This is a genomic window from Pseudoalteromonas shioyasakiensis, from assembly GCF_001550135.1.
GTDB lineage: Bacteria > Pseudomonadota > Gammaproteobacteria > Enterobacterales > Alteromonadaceae > Pseudoalteromonas > Pseudoalteromonas shioyasakiensis.
In genome coordinates, this window is the sequence record NZ_LRUE01000014.1 from 155,490 (window position 1) to 170,710 (window position 15,221).

Below are 15,221 nucleotides of genomic sequence, written 5' to 3' on the forward strand. Positions count from 1 at the left end.
TAGGTGCTACTTTCAATTTAATAGGAGGCATTATGTCTTTAAATAAAGCCGTAACGTGTGGGCTCGTTGGCAATGAGTTATCAAAACAGATTACGGGTAAATGTGAGGCCAGTATTGGTCGTACTGCCGTTGCTGTTGGCTCTGGAGCCGCAGCAGGGGCGATTACATCCGGTGCGATCATCATTGGGGCTGGTACAGTCTCTGCTCCTGTTACAGTTCCATTGGCGGTTGCTGGTGGCGTAATCGCTGGCATTGCTAGTTTATTTGACTAGTAACAAACGAAGAACGCATTTTTATGAGTGCGTTCTTTTTTTGTTTTTGATTGTATTTTTAGCTTCTCGTAATGCTATTTTGGGAACTTGCCAGCCCTTATATACTAAGGGTTTAAGCTTACTTAGCTAGTTGAAGGTCTCAAAAGGGGGTTAGAACAAGTATTGAGAAGCACAGGTCTTAATTAGAATATCACCTCTGACTATAACCAAAACAACGCTGCCCTAATCCATACTGCTTAGTATTGAGTTTTGCGAGGTAACTCAGTCGATAGTACAGAGCATGAAAGTCTTGAGTGAAATTAGAGCTATTAGCGTCAAGATAGTAATGTGCATTATTAGGTAAATGAACTAACTCCATAGTTTCATCTATAGGTAAGCTCAACGCACTTGCCCATGCCTTAACTATTCGAGTAAACAGGTTATCACTCTCGGCATTTATTTTACCCGTACAGTGATACCTATCCTTGTTAAAAAATAGAACAAGATGATAATGCTGGTGTTGAGCAATATTCTGCTCTCTAGCCCAAATATACCTAATTTTACATGGATGTGGAGTTTTATCCTCACGGGTTTTACGCTTTGTATCAGCTTTAATCTGTGCTTCAAGGGAGGCAGCAAATCTAGTACACACTTTATTGTTATCCAAATCAATTGTATTTGAGTAAGCAGGTAGCCTTAAATCAATCCTCACAGCAAACGATCTTTTATATTCAGCACAAGCAGTAAGCATGACTTTCTCAATAGCATCTAAGTATGGAGTAACTAGAGGCTGATTGTCTCTAGCGAGTGTTTGATATCGCTTGTAAGTAGGGTTAGTAGTTACTGAGTATTGTGTTTGATTATTCATCTTTTATCCTGATTGTTAATATTACATATCAGGTGGATGAATCGTATTTTTTTATTTGAATTTGTTTTGTTAATTCCTTCGTTACTAGTAACTCTAATAAATACTACCAAACCGAAATTAGGCTTGAAAAAATCAAGCCCGTAGCAAGTGGTTCTTTTCTCGAGCGTGCTACATATAAGCTTTACCCACAATTAATTCTACTCTGAAGTTATATTTAACTCTTTATCAAGCTCATAGCTTACAGCGACGTGGGGGATGGTGTATTTTTATTACTTAAAATATACAATTTTACTATTAATTTATTATTTTAATAACTACTATATTGGTTACGAAAAAATTACTTAGTAGTGATGAACTATGATTGTAAATTAAGGATAATTAAAAATGCGAGATGATGATGTACGGTTTATAAATGCATGTTTCAATGTTGTGTATGAAGAATCCGGAGATGTAGAATTTCTTAAATATTGTTCAGATCCAAGTGTAGGGAAAAACCTATTAAGGCAATTTGTCGCTAATAAGAACTTAAATAAAGAGAAAAGTGATCAACATATTAAAAATATCAAAGTTAAAGCCCAACACGCTGTTTTAGCTTTGAGTGAATTAGAGTGGTTGGAAGAGAATGATAGGGCTTGTTATGTAGTTTGGGAGGAACTTACTAAAGGGTCCTATTACAGATATCCGTTGCATCCGGTATTATTTCCAAGTAGCCAATCGCCAATTTCATATGCTACAACCTATAGAAGTTTAGGTTTAAAGCTTAACCCTTCAAGCTCCAAAGAAAGGTATAACGAAATTGTAAAATATTTTGACAGTGTTGAATTGAACTTGGGGTGGCGATTAAGTCTGATTTCTCACCTCAAAAATATTTGTGAGAAAATTCTTAATCGACGTAGACCGTTTTCTTGGTTAGATAGAGAAAACGAAGAGCAGTGTCGTTGGGCATATGACTATGTAAGGAAGACTGATTTTACTTTTACAATATCTAAACCTGAAGTATCTACATTTTGGTCTTCGAGTATTGAAGAGATGTATTTAGCAATATATTTTGCTTATGACACATGGCAATCTTCTGAAGAAGCTAAGAAACTTTTCGAAATCAACTTTAACAAAGCGTGGCAGCAAAAAAAATATCGTGACAATCTTAAAGGTAAAAAGGCATGTAATTTAGTTTTACGTGAAGATGTAAAAAATATGCTGGACGAATTAGCCAAAGTTAAAGGGGTAAAGCTCAACCAGCTTGTAGAGCAATTGATTGAAAAAGAGTACAAAAGTATATGATATAGATTTTCTCTTAATTTAACCTATTTGGAGCACTTAATTTTTTAGTACTCCATTTGGTATTTCGGTGTTTTTATGGTTTTATTTATTGTTATGTAAAACATGCGCTTAAGAATTTTTAAAGAATCTCTCCGTCCCGCCATTTCTTAAAAGATCTCAAAAATATTCTATAAAAATAGATTTAAAAAGTTTCTCTTATACCTTCATCATAAATAAAGATGACGTAGGATTTTATCCTGTGGGGCATACAATTAGTACTTATTTACTTGTTATCAAACATGTAAGTGCTGAAAGCCATACATTGAATGTAGCAGGTGCATATCTAGGTTTGTTTTGAAAAAGGAGTTACAAAAATTTAGAGAGTTATAAATTAAGCTGCATTCAATTAAATAGTCAAAGAATATTGAGTGTCATAGCTAATATGACTTTAGGCAGTTATTTTGCTTATTTACTATCTTTTGATTGGCCTCGCAATTACAAAGGCGCCCAACATATTTGTGAATTCTACTCTGAGGTAATGGTAAACCTCAGAGTAGGCTGGAATTAAAAGAAATTAGAAGTGCTCGCAGTCTATAAGTAAAGCTTCAAAAAAACTAAATTTGACTCTTTTGAAACAAGTGACGAGCTATATTTTTTGCTCTTTGTTCAATATCTTCTGAAGTGCCAGAAAAGCTTTCAGGTATAAAAGATTGCTCAAGAGGATAATTCTCTGCCTTTAAGTGGTTTAGTTTTTCTGTAATAGCTTTATTTTTTAAAATTTCTGAGTTGGTTATTTGGTCAACAAGCAATAAATTTCCAATACTCCCAATTTCTTCAATATCTCTGTTGTTGTCGCTTTGAGAAATTAGGTGTTCTATTGTGAGAGAATCATAGTTTATGTCTAGACATGCACTAGTGTCTGGCATAAGTCTACTCAAACAGTACTTAATAACATTTCGATCTTTTGATCTGCTCTTAGTAAACATAAGTTCCATAAACTTAACTTCAAACTCTTCATAATGTGGTAGTTTTTTAGCTAATGATTCTAAAAGTTCTTTTATTACTTTATTTGCAGCATTTGCATCTTTTGCATTTGATAACAACACTGCATTTTTTGAATACGTCGTAACTATATGCCCAGATGAACGCTGTGAGGTTATTGCGTTAAAAATAAAGTGGAAATGTTCTATTTTTTGCAAAGCATTTTGCAGGTTATTTAAGGTTATGATTTTTTTCTCGTAACTAGCTAACAAAGCTAGTACAAATGATGATTGTTGTTTTACTTTAAATCGGTTAAGAGTGAGTAAACTCGATTTAACTATTTTAGTTCCTCTATTTTTATCCCAAGTAAAGAAATCAGGGTTTAGCATTTTACAGTACAGCAGACCATAGAAATTAAAGTCGGCTAAAAGATTTTGAGCGGTATCTTTGCATTGAACATACTCTTTAACCTTTGAAAAAAGTTCTTTTTCAGAACAGTATGAATGCTTAGATATCCAGTAGTGAAGTATAAAGTTGTCTACGGCATCAATCTCACCGATGTCGTCAAATTTATTAACAAGGTTTACCCAAGCTTCTTTTGGAGTATCTATGTTAACATTTGTATTTTTTATTGTTTTTAATAATAAATTTTTAACTAGATCAGATGATTTTAGGTCTCTACCTCTTGCGTTTAGAGTTTCGAAAATAAGGTATGCATCGTCTTCATTGTCCAGTTGTATAAACACTAACTTAAGAGATAGCACTTTATCCCTTAGAGTTTTGAGTCTTGTTATTGGCGAACTTTCTGATGGAACTAGTTCTAACTGACCTGATTGAAGAAAACCGCATCCAGAATACTTTTCTAGATTGGTAGTTATTATCTGATAAGCATTTTTAAGCTTTGTTTCCTCGGTTCCAACATCAAGATCAATTTTTTGCTCTGAGTAACTTTGAATGTGGTTTTGCAAATAAGGGAAAGAAGTTTCAGAGTGTAGGACAAACTCATTAATATTATCTATGTTTGGCTGTTCGACATATTGGTGAACACCAAGAGCAAGGTCTTGCTCTCCTAGCTTTATGAATGCATCTCTTATAGCTGATAGTATAAGCGTTATAGTTGTTAAACGTTGCTGCCCATCCACAATACCAAAATAAGGCTTGTTGTCTTGGTACACAACCATTGAACCAATGAAATACTCAGGGGAAGTATTTTTGGTAATATCATCCCAGAAATTTTCAACTTCATCTTTTTCCCAAGAATAAGGCCTTTGGAACCGAGGTATTTTGAAATAACCAAGTTTAAATACGTCCCTTAAATCCTTGTCGTTAGCTTCAATTTTCATCTTTTTCAACTTAAAAGAACTTGTTTTTATTGAACTTATCTTAACGTATTAGATTTAAAAAAGTAAGGTTTGCTACCTGTAAGGCCTTAAGTAATTTTATAGTTTTGAATGAACTATATTAAAACTATAAAAAGGTCATTTTTGTGGGTATCTTATTTCTATGTTGATTAGCAATTTATGTTAACAAAGTTTAATCAATATCCAGTCTATAGAGTCTACAAGACTAGTTAATTTTCCCTGTAAGTTTAGGTTGTTCATCTTATTAGAAAAAAGATATCTTAAAAAATATGAACCACGCAAAAAAATTTTAGTAAAGGTATAAAATGGAAAATTTATTTGTTAAGCCCGAAGCAAAAGAAGCCCTGCAATCTTTTAGGATAAGAGTTGAGGCAATTCAAACAGAAGATGAATATGAGAAGGGGAGAAACCATTGTATTTTAGTAGTGCTAAGGTCAATGGAAAGCACCCCTGAACAATGGGATTTGTGTTGTCAAATTAATATAGGGTGGATCGGTGGTTACTTTATAAAAAGTTTATCAGATAGTAATGAGCAGCTTGATAAAAGAAAATTAGATTTGATTTGCTCTGACTGTTTTCGTTTTTTATTTGAGATGGATCTCTCTATAAAAAATGATTTGTCTAGGAATTTTGAGCGTGTAAAGCGTTTTATCTTAACAAACCTAGACAAATTTGAAGAAGATGCACGATTGGAGATTGATTTTGCACTTAAGGAAATGCCCATTAGTATAATCAAAAGCCTTTTAAATTCTGACTCAATTACTAGTATTAAAGATTTTAATCTAAACCAAGAAAAGGCTGAGCAGTTAAAAGTGGAGTGGGAAAGAGAAATTTCAGAAAAAGAAAAGCGAGTTAATCAGCTAAAAAAGTCTTTGGATGAATACGAAAATGCTTTTAATTTTGTCGGGCTATATCAGGGTTTTGATGACTTGGCGGTAGAGAAAACAAAAGAAAAAGACTCAATTCTGTATTGGTTGAGAATCCTTTCAGTCGTAATAATTTTGCCTATTGTGTCGGAGTTATTTGTAATTTTAAATAATATTGAAGATATAGCAGCAATTAAAGATGGTCTTTTAGTTTCATTAGTTCCAACAATATCATTTGTCGCAATTTGCACGTATTATTTTAGAATATTACTCGTAAATTATAAGTCTGTTAAATCTCAATTATTACAAATTGATTTAAGAAAAACATTGTGCAGGTTTATTCAAAGCTACTCTGGTTATTCAGCAGGTTTAAAGAAACAAGACTCTGAGTCATTGTCTAAATTTGAGAATATTATTTTTTCTGGAATAGTTTCAGAAGAAGGAAAGCTTCCTTCTTCTTATGATGGTTTAGAGCAAATTAGTAAGTTAATAAAGAGTATGAAAGCATAGAATTCAACTTGTTCATAAAGCTCAGTCACTAACTTTTAAAAAATTTTAAGTTAATTACGACACTCAAAAAGATAGTGGCTATTTTGTTTTTGGCGGAAGATCTCTCCGTCACCGCCATTTCTTAAATTTACCCTGCCATCGCAAAGTGTTTTTCAAGATTACATTTAGCACGCATGGCTATGTGACTACTGACTTTCCTTGCAAGTTCTATTACTAATAATTCAAGTTGTTCACGACTATAACCAAGCAATACACAGCGTTTAAGTTGCTCGCTAACTAAGCTGCTGGCATCGTCTAGGGCAAATAAAGCGCCTAAAGAGGCAAGCTCAAATACTGTGTTGTTTTGCTGCTCTATGCCAAACGGCAGCTGACCAAATGTGAGTGCGGTTTTTAGTTGCTGCTCTGTGCGCTTGATAAGCAACGTATTTGAACCTTGAATATCATCAAGTGAGTTTAAAATCTCTAGCGCCAGCAATGCTTTTGGCACCCCAGAATACACACTAATATGCGGTAAAATATCACACAACTCTTGCATTGAAACGCCATCATTCAATGCGTGCTGACATGCTCGTTTTAACAAGGGCTTGTCATGAACGGTGACCAAAGCAGCGATCGCGACAAACACAAATAAATCCGTGTTGTTATGGTTCATAATTTCTCTTTTGATTTTAGATATTGAATGTATTGAGGTTTTGTAGCTTTGGCTGATTGCAAAGAGCATGCAATCGAAAAATTGAAAATACATTATGGTTGATGATGGCGATTTCTGCTTGCCATAAATGATTTAATTTTTGCCTAAAATAACGAACTGTTACCCAAAATGGTCCTAACCTCAAATTACGGTGATACACTTAATTGAGTATTTCTTAGAGGTAATCTAAATGCGTCAGGCATTAATAGAAGCGGTTAAAGCGATAGCGATTTCAGACGGTAATTTTGAAACAGCAATTCCTGAGTTATTGGTGTTCAGACGAAGCGAAGTTTCATTACCGATGGCCTGCGTGTATGAGTTAGGGCTGGGTATTAGCTTGCAAGGTGCAAAGCGAGTTGTGTTGGGTGAACATAGTTATGATTACACTGACGGCCAATCATTAGTGACCTCAGTCGATGTGCCCGTAGCTTCACAAATAACGCGTGCTAGTAAAGAGCAGCCATTTTACGGCATTTACTTACGCTTAGATGCCCATGAGATCAGCCACATTGTTGCTGAAATGGAGTTTGCTGGGCAAGGCAAATTCCCTAAACACCAAGCTATGTCGGTGGTTGATACTGATAATGGCCTGCTTGATGCTTTACTAAGGCTTATTCAACTCGACAAAGAGCCTCAATTAAAAGCTAACCTTGCGCCACTTATTAAAAAAGAAATTATATTGCGCTTGTTAAATAGTCCGCACAGCCCTTATTTAAGGCAAATTGTGATGTCTGGTTCTGCCCATCAAAAAATAGCCAAGATCTTATGCTGGTTAAAAGAAAACTACACGAGTCAATTTTCAATTGATGATTTAGCCCGTGATGCGCACATGAGTCCGTCGACATTCAGGCTACATTTTCGTGATGTGGTAAAGATGAGCCCATTGCAATACGTAAAAAACCTACGGTTGCAGGCGGCAAGGCAATTAATGCTTAATGAGCGAATTGATGTAGGCTCTGCGGCTTTAAAAGTGGGTTACGAAAGTCCATCCCAGTTTAGCCGCGAATACACACGCTTTTTTGGCAAGCCACCGATAAAAGATATTTCGGCACTGCGGTTACAACAAATCGCATAAAAAAGGGAGCGCTCAGCTCCCTTGTACTTAAAATCGTCTTTTTGGCATTCTCAGTTGTGAGTCAAACTCATCAGGGAATAAAATTGTGCCGTCGTCTTGGTCAGTGGGGAATACTGCAATCAGTAAGTCATCTTGCTCAAGGCCCGGTGTCCAGCGGCTTAACCAGTCTTTTACAGGGATGGCTTTTGGGGTGCAGTCTTGCCATTCACCGGTTGCCCAGCTTTGGGCAAATTCACGGCTAGGCCATACAGGCACGCAGTCGTCGTCTTCGTTTGAGAGCATGACGCAGCCATGTTCATCATTGAGGATCCACACTTGTTTAAACTCTTGAACCGTTTCAAACATATAAGCGAGTCGTTTCTTAGCGCCTAAGGCGAGTACAGCATCAAACTCAGTTTCAACACGTTTAGCAGTTGCATTATTCATGACAGGCTCACTCTTTTAGTTATACACAGCTACACCTTAATCATAAGGTGATAAATTAATATGACAAGTAAAGTTAATAGCTAAATTAATTTACTAATGCAGCAAATAGATCGTCAGCAAGTTGTTGCAGAGATTTAGGGTCTTGATTTGTCAGCGCATAGGTACGAATACCGTATATGCCCATGACTAAAAAGCGCGCCAACTGTTGAGCTGACTTGCTACTTACAAATTCGTTGTTATCTAGCGCTTTTTGAAGTTGTTCGGCGAGGGCATGCTCATAAGCGTTTAAGTTACCACGCAGCACAGTGCAAATTTGTGGGTCGTTGCCTTCAACCTCAGAAATACTTTTTGTAAGTAAGCACACTTTAGCTACTTCACCTTCAATACATTCATCGACAATCACAGTTAAGTAATGTTTGAGGGTCGATAAAATTGATTGCTGGTCATTAAAAAGAGCAGTAAATTGTTGGTTTCTATCTTTTTGATATTGCTCGGTGGCGGCTAAAAACAAGCCTTTTTTGTTGCCATAAGCCGCGTAAATAGAACCTGGGTGAAGGTGAGTCACTTCTTTTAATTTTTGCATACTGGTCTTCGCATAGCCATATTGCATAAAAGCATGCATAGCTTGGCGTAGTACAAATTCAGTATCAAATTCAGCAGTTCTCATTAAAGCTCCTCACGGTATATAATACCAATCCGCAATAATACTTAGTCATTTTGAGGGATTAAACCTGTCACTACCCGCGTTAAAAATTTCTGATTTACGACTGCATGGATGCAGAAGGTAGAGCAATGCAGGAGCAATTGCCGAGCACAACTAAATAACGAAATTTTTGCCTTGTTATCAACGAGGTTTTCTTGCCTCAAAATAGACCACTTAATTAAGCGAATTGGTATAAACGAAGTTTACGTAATCTTGAACGATTATTCAAAATTAACCTTGAAGTGTGTATGTTTCGCCCTTATCTTGAATGTATGTTCAAGATAAGGATAAAACCATGACAACCGATTTACTTTCTCCGTTTAAATTAAACGACAGCATTGAGCTGCAAAACCGTATACTAATGGCACCACTTACGCGCTGTATGAGCGACGATAACCTAGTACCTACACAAGCAATGGTTGATTATTATGCACGCCGTGCCGATGCTGGCTTAATTATTAGTGAAGCAACGATTATCCGCCCAGATGCCCAAGGTTATCCAAATACGCCGGGTTTATTTACCAGTGAACAAATTCAAGGTTGGAAGAAAGTGACCGATGCTGTGCACGCCAAAGGCGGCAAAATGTTTGCTCAGCTTTGGCATGTAGGTCGTGTTGCTCATCCTCACTTTTTTGGTGGTGATGTACTGGCACCATCAGCAATTGGTATTGAAGGTTCGGTACCAAGAATGCGTGAATTAACTTACGTTACTCCAAAAGCGGCAACCATCGAAGACATCCAAGGTTTGATTGCTGACTACGCAAAAGCGGCGGAAAACGCAATTGAAGCGGGTTTTGACGGGGTTGAAATCCATGGTGCGAATGGTTACTTAATTGATCAATTCTTACACTTTGCTGCCAACCAACGTGAAGACCAATACGGTAAAACACCAGAAAACATGTCGCGTTTTGCTCTTGAAGTCGTTGATGCAGTAGTGGCAGCCATTGGTGCAGATAAAACAGCATTACGTTTATCGCCAGGTGCGTATTTTAATATGACTGAAAGTGACGGTGATAAGGCGGTATTTGATTATCTATTACCAGCCCTTGAAACACGTAACCTTGCGTACTTACATGTTGGTATTTTTGATGACAGCATGCGCTTTGCAAGCTTAGGTGATAAGTCGGCGTCTGAATATATGCGCGGTGCATTCAAAGGTACCTTAGTCGGGGTAGGCAGCTATAGCTTTGAGACAGCTAATCAAGCTATCGATAATAACCAATTTGACTTAATTGCGATTGGTCGCCCATTCATTGCGAACCCAGATTACATCAGTAAAGTTAAAAATGGTGAAGCGTTAACACCATACAGCGACGAAATGCTGGCTGAACTGATTTAAGCAAACCTAATAATATTGTCCAACCAACAAGCGCTCAGTTAATTTAACTGGGCGTTTTTTCTAATACTTTCTTATTTATTAAACAGTTAAGTCTTAAATCTGCCATGAAAATGCATTAATTGTTTAATTGTTGTGTCAAAAATTTTGACCCTAAATGTCATACGCGCTCTGCATACTGTGCCCGCTTTTAAATACGTAACCTTGGAAAAACAATGAGCACAGTAACTAAAAAAACAAAGCTAAGCCTTATAGTCGCAACGCTGTTAGCAACATCGGCAAATGCAAACACGAATAACGAAATTGAAGAAATTACCGTTGTTGCAAAGCCAACCAGTTATGCAAATAACGTTATTGAACCTGCCATGCTTGAGCAACAAAGTTCAGTATCAAGCGTGTTAGCCGTGATTGATAACCTACCGGGTATCAGCATCAACGAAGGTGATGCGTTTGGTGGTGACGATTGGTCAACCACCATTACTATGCGTGGCTTTAGTATTGATGGTAATCAACAGCAATTAGGTATGACGATTGATGGTATTCCTAATGGTGGTTCTAACTATGGTGGCGGTGCAAAAGCAAACCGTTACTTAGACAGCGAAAACTTAGCAACAGTTGAAGTAGGGCAAGGTACGTCTGATATTGCCTCAGCCTCACTCGAAGCATTAGGCGGTACTTTCAATTTTGTGAGTGCACAACCGAGTACCGAGCAAAGCACCACGTTTGCTTACACAACGGGCGATCATAACGCTAGCCGCTACTTTGTGAAGCACGAAACCGGCACTGTGTTTGATAACACGCAAGCCTATATCAGCTATTCGCAAACAGATACCAGCCGCTGGGTTGGTGATGGCAGCAATGGTGGTAAAGACAATCAGCACATCGAAGCGAAGTTTGTATCAGACTTTAGTGACTTAACTGTAACAGGTCGTGTTTCGTATGATGATGTTCACGAAATTAACTATAACAGCATCAGCATTAGTGAGTTTGAACAAAACCCTGATTGGGATCGTTTAACTTGGAATTGGACTGGCGTGCCGCATTTTGATCAAATGTTTGCTGAGGGCTGGGGTACACTGCGTGAAAATACCCTTGCGTATGTAAAGTTTGATTACGCGTTAAGTGCCACTTCAAACTTAAGCTTGTCACCTTACTATCATAAGAATTCAGGTCATGGCGATTGGATCCCGCCTTATTTAACGTCACCGGTTGATGGCGATGGCAATCCAACAACAATTGGCGGCGAAAACGCTGGCAGCTACGGCTTTACAGATAGCGACGGTAATCCACTTGCACCAGCTGCGGGTTGTACTGCAAGTTTAGAATGGCCATGGTCTTCAGGCCCTGGCTTAAACCCAGCCTGTTACCCAGATGATGCTATTCCGGTTATGTCGTATCGTCATACTCACTACAAAAAAGACCGCTTAGGTATGACCGGTGAGTACCAAGTAACCCTTGGCAATCATGATATTGAAGCCGGTTTTTGGTTTGAGCAAACAGACCGTGATGAGTCACGTGACTGGCATAAAGTTATTGATGCCCGTATTTATCATCACTTTGACCATACGCCGTATTGGACACAGTATAAAAACACCTTCGAAACAGATACATTCAAGTGGTACGTACAAGACTCAATCAGTTTAGGCGACTTCACACTTAATTTAGGTGCTAAACAGTACCTTGTTGAGCTTCAGCGTTATAATCATTTTGAAGATGAATACTCAGATAAAATCGACAGTGATTCAGACGTCCTATTCAGCGGTGGTGTGCTTTATCAGCTATCTGCAAGCACAGAGTTATTTACCAGCTACAGCGAAAACTTTGCAGCAATTAAAGATGGTGTACTTGAACGTGATTCATCAACACTGACCGAAATTGAACCTGAAACAGCTGAAAACATCGACCTAGGTGTACGTTACAGTGATGACCGTTTACGTTTAACGGCAACCGCTTACAGCATCGAATTTGATAACCGTATTACCTTTATTGCTCCGGGCAGTGATACCGATGGTATTGATTACACCATTGGCACGAACGGTTCTTACATCAACGTTGGTGGTATTGAGTCAACGGGTGTTGAGCTTTCAGCAAGCTATATGCTGACTGACAAATGGAATCTTTACACATCGTATACCTACAATAACTCTGAGTATCAATCGAACGATCCAAGTGCTTACAACAGCGATGGTGAGCTACTTGAGGATGCATCAGCCAGCTTTAAAGCGGGTGATGAAGTGATTGACTCAGCACAAGATTTATTTGTGGTATCGGCAGACTACTACAGCGGTGATTTCCGCTTTGGTTTATCGGCTAAATACACAGGTGAGCGTTTAGGTGCATGGACTGATGAGCAAACCCGTTCGCGTAACGAGGTTGATGGTTACACCTTGGTTGATTTAAACATTGGTTATAACACCAGTCTTGATTCAGGCGTGTTTAAATCAATCGACCTTGCATTTGTGGTGAATAACCTGTTTGATAAATCATATCTAGCGGGTGGTACAGGTAATGGTTCAACCTACTTTATTGGTGCACCACGTACCGCAGCTTTAACACTTACAGCGCAGTTTTAAGTAATAAGCTAACGTTTAAAACAGCCCATCGTTGATGGGCTTTTTTGCAGGTGAAATATGAAAAAATTAATTTTAGCCACGGCGGTGGTAGCGGCATCACTATTAAGCTTAAACAGTAAAGCTGCCGACAATGTTGTGCTCATTACCCTTGATGGCCTTCGCTGGCAAGAAGTGTTCTCTGGTGCAGATAAAAACCTAATCGATAACACTGATTTTGTTGCAGATACAGATGAACTAAAGGCGCTTTTTTGGCGAGATGACCAAGCACAGCGAACTCAAGCGTTAATGCCATTTTTTAGCGAAACATTGGCAAAACAAGGCGTTTTGATTGGCGATAGAACGCAAGGCTCATTGATGTCGGTAAGCAACCCGTGGTATTTCTCATACCCAGGTTACAGTGAAATTTTAACCGGTATGGTAGATGAAAATATCGATAGTAACGATAAAGTGCCTAACCCCAATAAAACGATTTTAGAGAGTTTAAATACTCAGCCAGAGTTTAAAGATAAAACCGCGCTTTTTGGTAGCTGGGATGTGTTTCCCTATATTGTAAATCGTGAGCGCAGTGGGGTTTATGTTAATGCTGGCTTTGAAGCTTTTGATGCTGTGAAGTCAAAGGAAGTGACTCTGCTAAACCAAATGCAAAGCGAGATCCCAAGTCCTTGGCACAATGTTCGCCTCGACAGCTTTACCTACCGATTTGCCAAACAATATTTATTAAATAAACAGCCGCGTTTGCTTGTTATTAGCTTGGGTGAAACCGATGACTTTGCCCATAACGGTAAATACGATGCCTATTTAAAATCGGCTAAACAAAGTGATGCGTTTATTCGTGACCTTTGGCAAACAATTCAACAAACACCGGGCTATAAAGACAACACCACAATGATCATTACCACCGATCATGGCCGTGGCAGTCATGCAGATGATTGGCAGCATCATAGTTCGAAGCGTGCTTTGGCACGTTCAGAGCAAGGTAAGCAACGTTTTCCAAACGGCATTGTTGGCTCTGAGCATATTTGGTTAGCGGCCATTGGCCCAGATATAAAAGCAAAAGGCTTAATAAAGCCCAAAAATGAACTTAAACAAGCGCAAGTGGCTGCAACCGTGTTGAGCGTTTTAGGTATCAACAGTCAGCAAGTTAACCCAAAGATGGCAGCGCCGATTAAGGAGATTTTAAAATGAGTTTAACTTTTAGTTTTTTTAGAAGCGCCTTATCTGGATTAATGCTGGTTAGTTGTGCGAGTGCGATTGCCGCACCGAGTAAAATTTTGTTTGGCTCATGTGGTCATCAAGACAAGGCTATTCCGATTTTTGATGCCATCAACAAAGAGCAAGCCGATTTATTTATGTTCCTTGGCGATAACATTTATGGAGATACCGAAGATATGTCGGTACTTGCTGATAAATATCAACGTTTAGGGCAAAAGCCGGGCTTTAAAACATTACGTGCGAATACGCCAATCATTGCCATGTGGGATGACCACGATTATGGCGAAAATGATGCTGGCAGTGAATACCCCAAAAAACAGCAGTCACGAAAAATCATGCTCGACTTTTGGCAAGAGCCTGCAGATTCTGCTCGCAGGACTCGTGAAGATGGTATTTACACTTCGTACACGTACGGTGACGGTGAGCAAACAGTAAAAGTCATCATGCCAGATCTGCGTTTTAATCGCGCACCGTTAAATCACGTATCGGCGATAACCTACCAACTTGAGCGAAAACCTGCAAAACAAGGGCCTTATAGCCCAACAACCGATAAAAACGCCTCTATGCTTGGTGAAAGCCAATGGCAATGGCTCGAACAAGAGCTTAAGTCAGATGAGAAGATAAAAATCATTGCCTCAAGCTTGCAGCTATTAGCTGATTTTACAGGCTGGGAGTCATGGGCAAATTATCCTGCTGATCGTGAGCGTTTATTTGCGCTTATTAAAAAACATAAAGTAAACGGTGTGATTATTGTCAGTGGTGATACTCACTGGGGTGAGCTGTCTAAGTATCAACAAAACCTAGATTACCCGTTGTATGAGATGACTAGTTCTGGGCTAACAGAAAAGTGGAAAGATGTTAGCCCTAATAAACACCGTGTGGGTGATTACACTCATGAGGTGAATTACGGCGACTTAACAATCGATTGGCAAAAAGCAGACCCTATCATTCGTATTGCGCTTAAAGGTATTAAGGGTGATGAGATAATGCACACTGAGTTCGCGTTATCGACGATAAGCCCATACCAGTAAATCTTGCCTGCAGCGTATATCCTTAACATATGCCCGCAGCTCATGCCTGCAAACATGGGTTAAGCCTTGTTTGCGGG

Annotated in this window: 13 protein-coding genes; 8 read left to right on the plus strand and 5 right to left on the minus strand. The window is 38.5% G+C overall.

Annotated features, from left to right (window positions below):
- Positions 1-32: 32 nt before the first annotated feature.
- A complete protein-coding gene (locus PASHI_RS07995; protein WP_062565199.1) occupies positions 33-272 on the plus strand; it encodes a hypothetical protein in 240 nt (79 codons plus the stop codon).
- 190 nt (positions 273-462) lie between these two features.
- On the opposite strand, the gene PASHI_RS08000 is transcribed toward PASHI_RS07995, so the two are convergent.
- A complete protein-coding gene (locus PASHI_RS08000; protein WP_062565200.1) occupies positions 463-1,119 on the minus strand; it encodes an inovirus Gp2 family protein in 657 nt (218 codons plus the stop codon).
- 384 nt (positions 1,120-1,503) lie between these two features.
- Between PASHI_RS08000 and PASHI_RS08005 the strand changes: the two genes are divergently transcribed.
- Positions 1,504-2,400 (plus strand): hypothetical protein, encoded by an 897-nt coding sequence (locus PASHI_RS08005; protein WP_062565201.1) that lies wholly within the window; start codon positions 1,504-1,506, stop codon positions 2,398-2,400.
- A gap of 593 nt (positions 2,401-2,993) precedes the next feature.
- Here the strand turns inward: PASHI_RS08005 and PASHI_RS08010 are convergent.
- Positions 2,994-4,703, minus strand: coding sequence for a DUF262 domain-containing protein (locus tag PASHI_RS08010; protein ID WP_062565202.1), 1,710 nt, complete (start codon positions 4,701-4,703; stop codon positions 2,994-2,996).
- Positions 4,704-5,026: 323 nt separating this feature from the next.
- Here PASHI_RS08010 and PASHI_RS08015 point away from each other — a divergent pair, with 323 nt between their 5' ends.
- A complete protein-coding gene (locus PASHI_RS08015; RefSeq protein WP_062565203.1) occupies positions 5,027-6,097 on the plus strand; it encodes a hypothetical protein in 1,071 nt (356 codons plus the stop codon).
- A gap of 127 nt (positions 6,098-6,224) precedes the next feature.
- Here the strand turns inward: PASHI_RS08015 and PASHI_RS08020 are convergent, their stop codons facing one another.
- A complete protein-coding gene (locus tag PASHI_RS08020; protein WP_062565204.1) occupies positions 6,225-6,749 on the minus strand; it encodes a carboxymuconolactone decarboxylase family protein in 525 nt (174 codons plus the stop codon).
- A gap of 229 nt (positions 6,750-6,978) precedes the next feature.
- On the opposite strand from PASHI_RS08020, the gene PASHI_RS08025 reads away from it, so the two are divergent.
- On the plus strand, positions 6,979-7,863 hold the full coding sequence (locus PASHI_RS08025) for an AraC family transcriptional regulator (protein WP_062565205.1): 885 nt from the start codon (positions 6,979-6,981) through the stop codon (positions 7,861-7,863).
- 27 nt (positions 7,864-7,890) lie between these two features.
- Here the strand turns inward: PASHI_RS08025 and PASHI_RS08030 are convergent, their stop codons facing one another.
- Together PASHI_RS08030 and PASHI_RS08035 are read right to left on the minus strand one after the other, a co-directional pair.
- On the minus strand, positions 7,891-8,289 hold the full coding sequence (locus tag PASHI_RS08030) for a DUF2750 domain-containing protein (RefSeq protein ID WP_054561299.1): 399 nt from the start codon (positions 8,287-8,289) through the stop codon (positions 7,891-7,893).
- Positions 8,290-8,374: 85 nt separating this feature from the next.
- Positions 8,375-8,956: a TetR/AcrR family transcriptional regulator gene (locus PASHI_RS08035; protein ID WP_062565206.1), complete on the minus strand. Its 582-nt coding sequence runs from the start codon at positions 8,954-8,956 to the stop codon at positions 8,375-8,377.
- 331 nt (positions 8,957-9,287) lie between these two features.
- Here PASHI_RS08035 and PASHI_RS08040 point away from each other — a divergent pair, with 331 nt between their 5' ends.
- From PASHI_RS08040 to PASHI_RS08055, 4 genes are all read left to right on the plus strand, one after another.
- Positions 9,288-10,331: an alkene reductase gene (locus tag PASHI_RS08040; protein ID WP_062565207.1), complete on the plus strand. Its 1,044-nt coding sequence runs from the start codon at positions 9,288-9,290 to the stop codon at positions 10,329-10,331.
- A 212-nt stretch (positions 10,332-10,543) separates the two neighbouring features.
- Complete coding sequence (locus PASHI_RS08045) at positions 10,544-12,901, plus strand: TonB-dependent receptor domain-containing protein (RefSeq protein WP_062565208.1); 2,358 nt, start codon at positions 10,544-10,546, stop codon at positions 12,899-12,901.
- 57 nt (positions 12,902-12,958) lie between these two features.
- On the plus strand, positions 12,959-14,086 hold the full coding sequence (locus PASHI_RS08050) for an alkaline phosphatase family protein (RefSeq protein WP_062565209.1): 1,128 nt from the start codon (positions 12,959-12,961) through the stop codon (positions 14,084-14,086).
- 41 nt (positions 14,087-14,127) lie between these two features.
- Positions 14,128-15,144: an alkaline phosphatase D family protein gene (locus PASHI_RS08055; RefSeq protein ID WP_062565370.1), complete on the plus strand. Its 1,017-nt coding sequence runs from the start codon at positions 14,128-14,130 to the stop codon at positions 15,142-15,144.
- Positions 15,145-15,221: the final 77 nt, after the last annotated feature.

What these genes read in the sequence shown, in the direction of transcription:
- PASHI_RS08035 (WP_062565206.1), bottom strand. Translation starts at nt 8,956, where the DNA reads ATGAGAACTGCTGAATTTGATACTGAATTTGTACTACGCCAAGCTATG.
- PASHI_RS08020 (WP_062565204.1), bottom strand. Translation starts at nt 6,749, where the DNA reads ATGAACCATAACAACACGGATTTATTTGTGTTTGTCGCGATCGCTGCT.
- PASHI_RS08055 (WP_062565370.1), top strand. Translation starts at nt 14,128, where the DNA reads ATGCTGGTTAGTTGTGCGAGTGCGATTGCCGCACCGAGTAAAATTTTG.
- PASHI_RS07995 (WP_062565199.1), top strand. Translation starts at nt 33, where the DNA reads ATGTCTTTAAATAAAGCCGTAACGTGTGGGCTCGTTGGCAATGAGTTA.
- PASHI_RS08005 (WP_062565201.1), top strand. Translation starts at nt 1,504, where the DNA reads ATGCGAGATGATGATGTACGGTTTATAAATGCATGTTTCAATGTTGTG.
- PASHI_RS08050 (WP_062565209.1), top strand. Translation starts at nt 12,959, where the DNA reads ATGAAAAAATTAATTTTAGCCACGGCGGTGGTAGCGGCATCACTATTA.
- PASHI_RS08010 (WP_062565202.1), bottom strand. Translation starts at nt 4,703, where the DNA reads ATGAAAATTGAAGCTAACGACAAGGATTTAAGGGACGTATTTAAACTT.
- PASHI_RS08030 (WP_054561299.1), bottom strand. Translation starts at nt 8,289, where the DNA reads ATGAATAATGCAACTGCTAAACGTGTTGAAACTGAGTTTGATGCTGTA.
- PASHI_RS08015 (WP_062565203.1), top strand. Translation starts at nt 5,027, where the DNA reads ATGGAAAATTTATTTGTTAAGCCCGAAGCAAAAGAAGCCCTGCAATCT.
- PASHI_RS08040 (WP_062565207.1), top strand. Translation starts at nt 9,288, where the DNA reads ATGACAACCGATTTACTTTCTCCGTTTAAATTAAACGACAGCATTGAG.
- PASHI_RS08045 (WP_062565208.1), top strand. Translation starts at nt 10,544, where the DNA reads ATGAGCACAGTAACTAAAAAAACAAAGCTAAGCCTTATAGTCGCAACG.
- PASHI_RS08000 (WP_062565200.1), bottom strand. Translation starts at nt 1,119, where the DNA reads ATGAATAATCAAACACAATACTCAGTAACTACTAACCCTACTTACAAG.
- PASHI_RS08025 (WP_062565205.1), top strand. Translation starts at nt 6,979, where the DNA reads ATGCGTCAGGCATTAATAGAAGCGGTTAAAGCGATAGCGATTTCAGAC.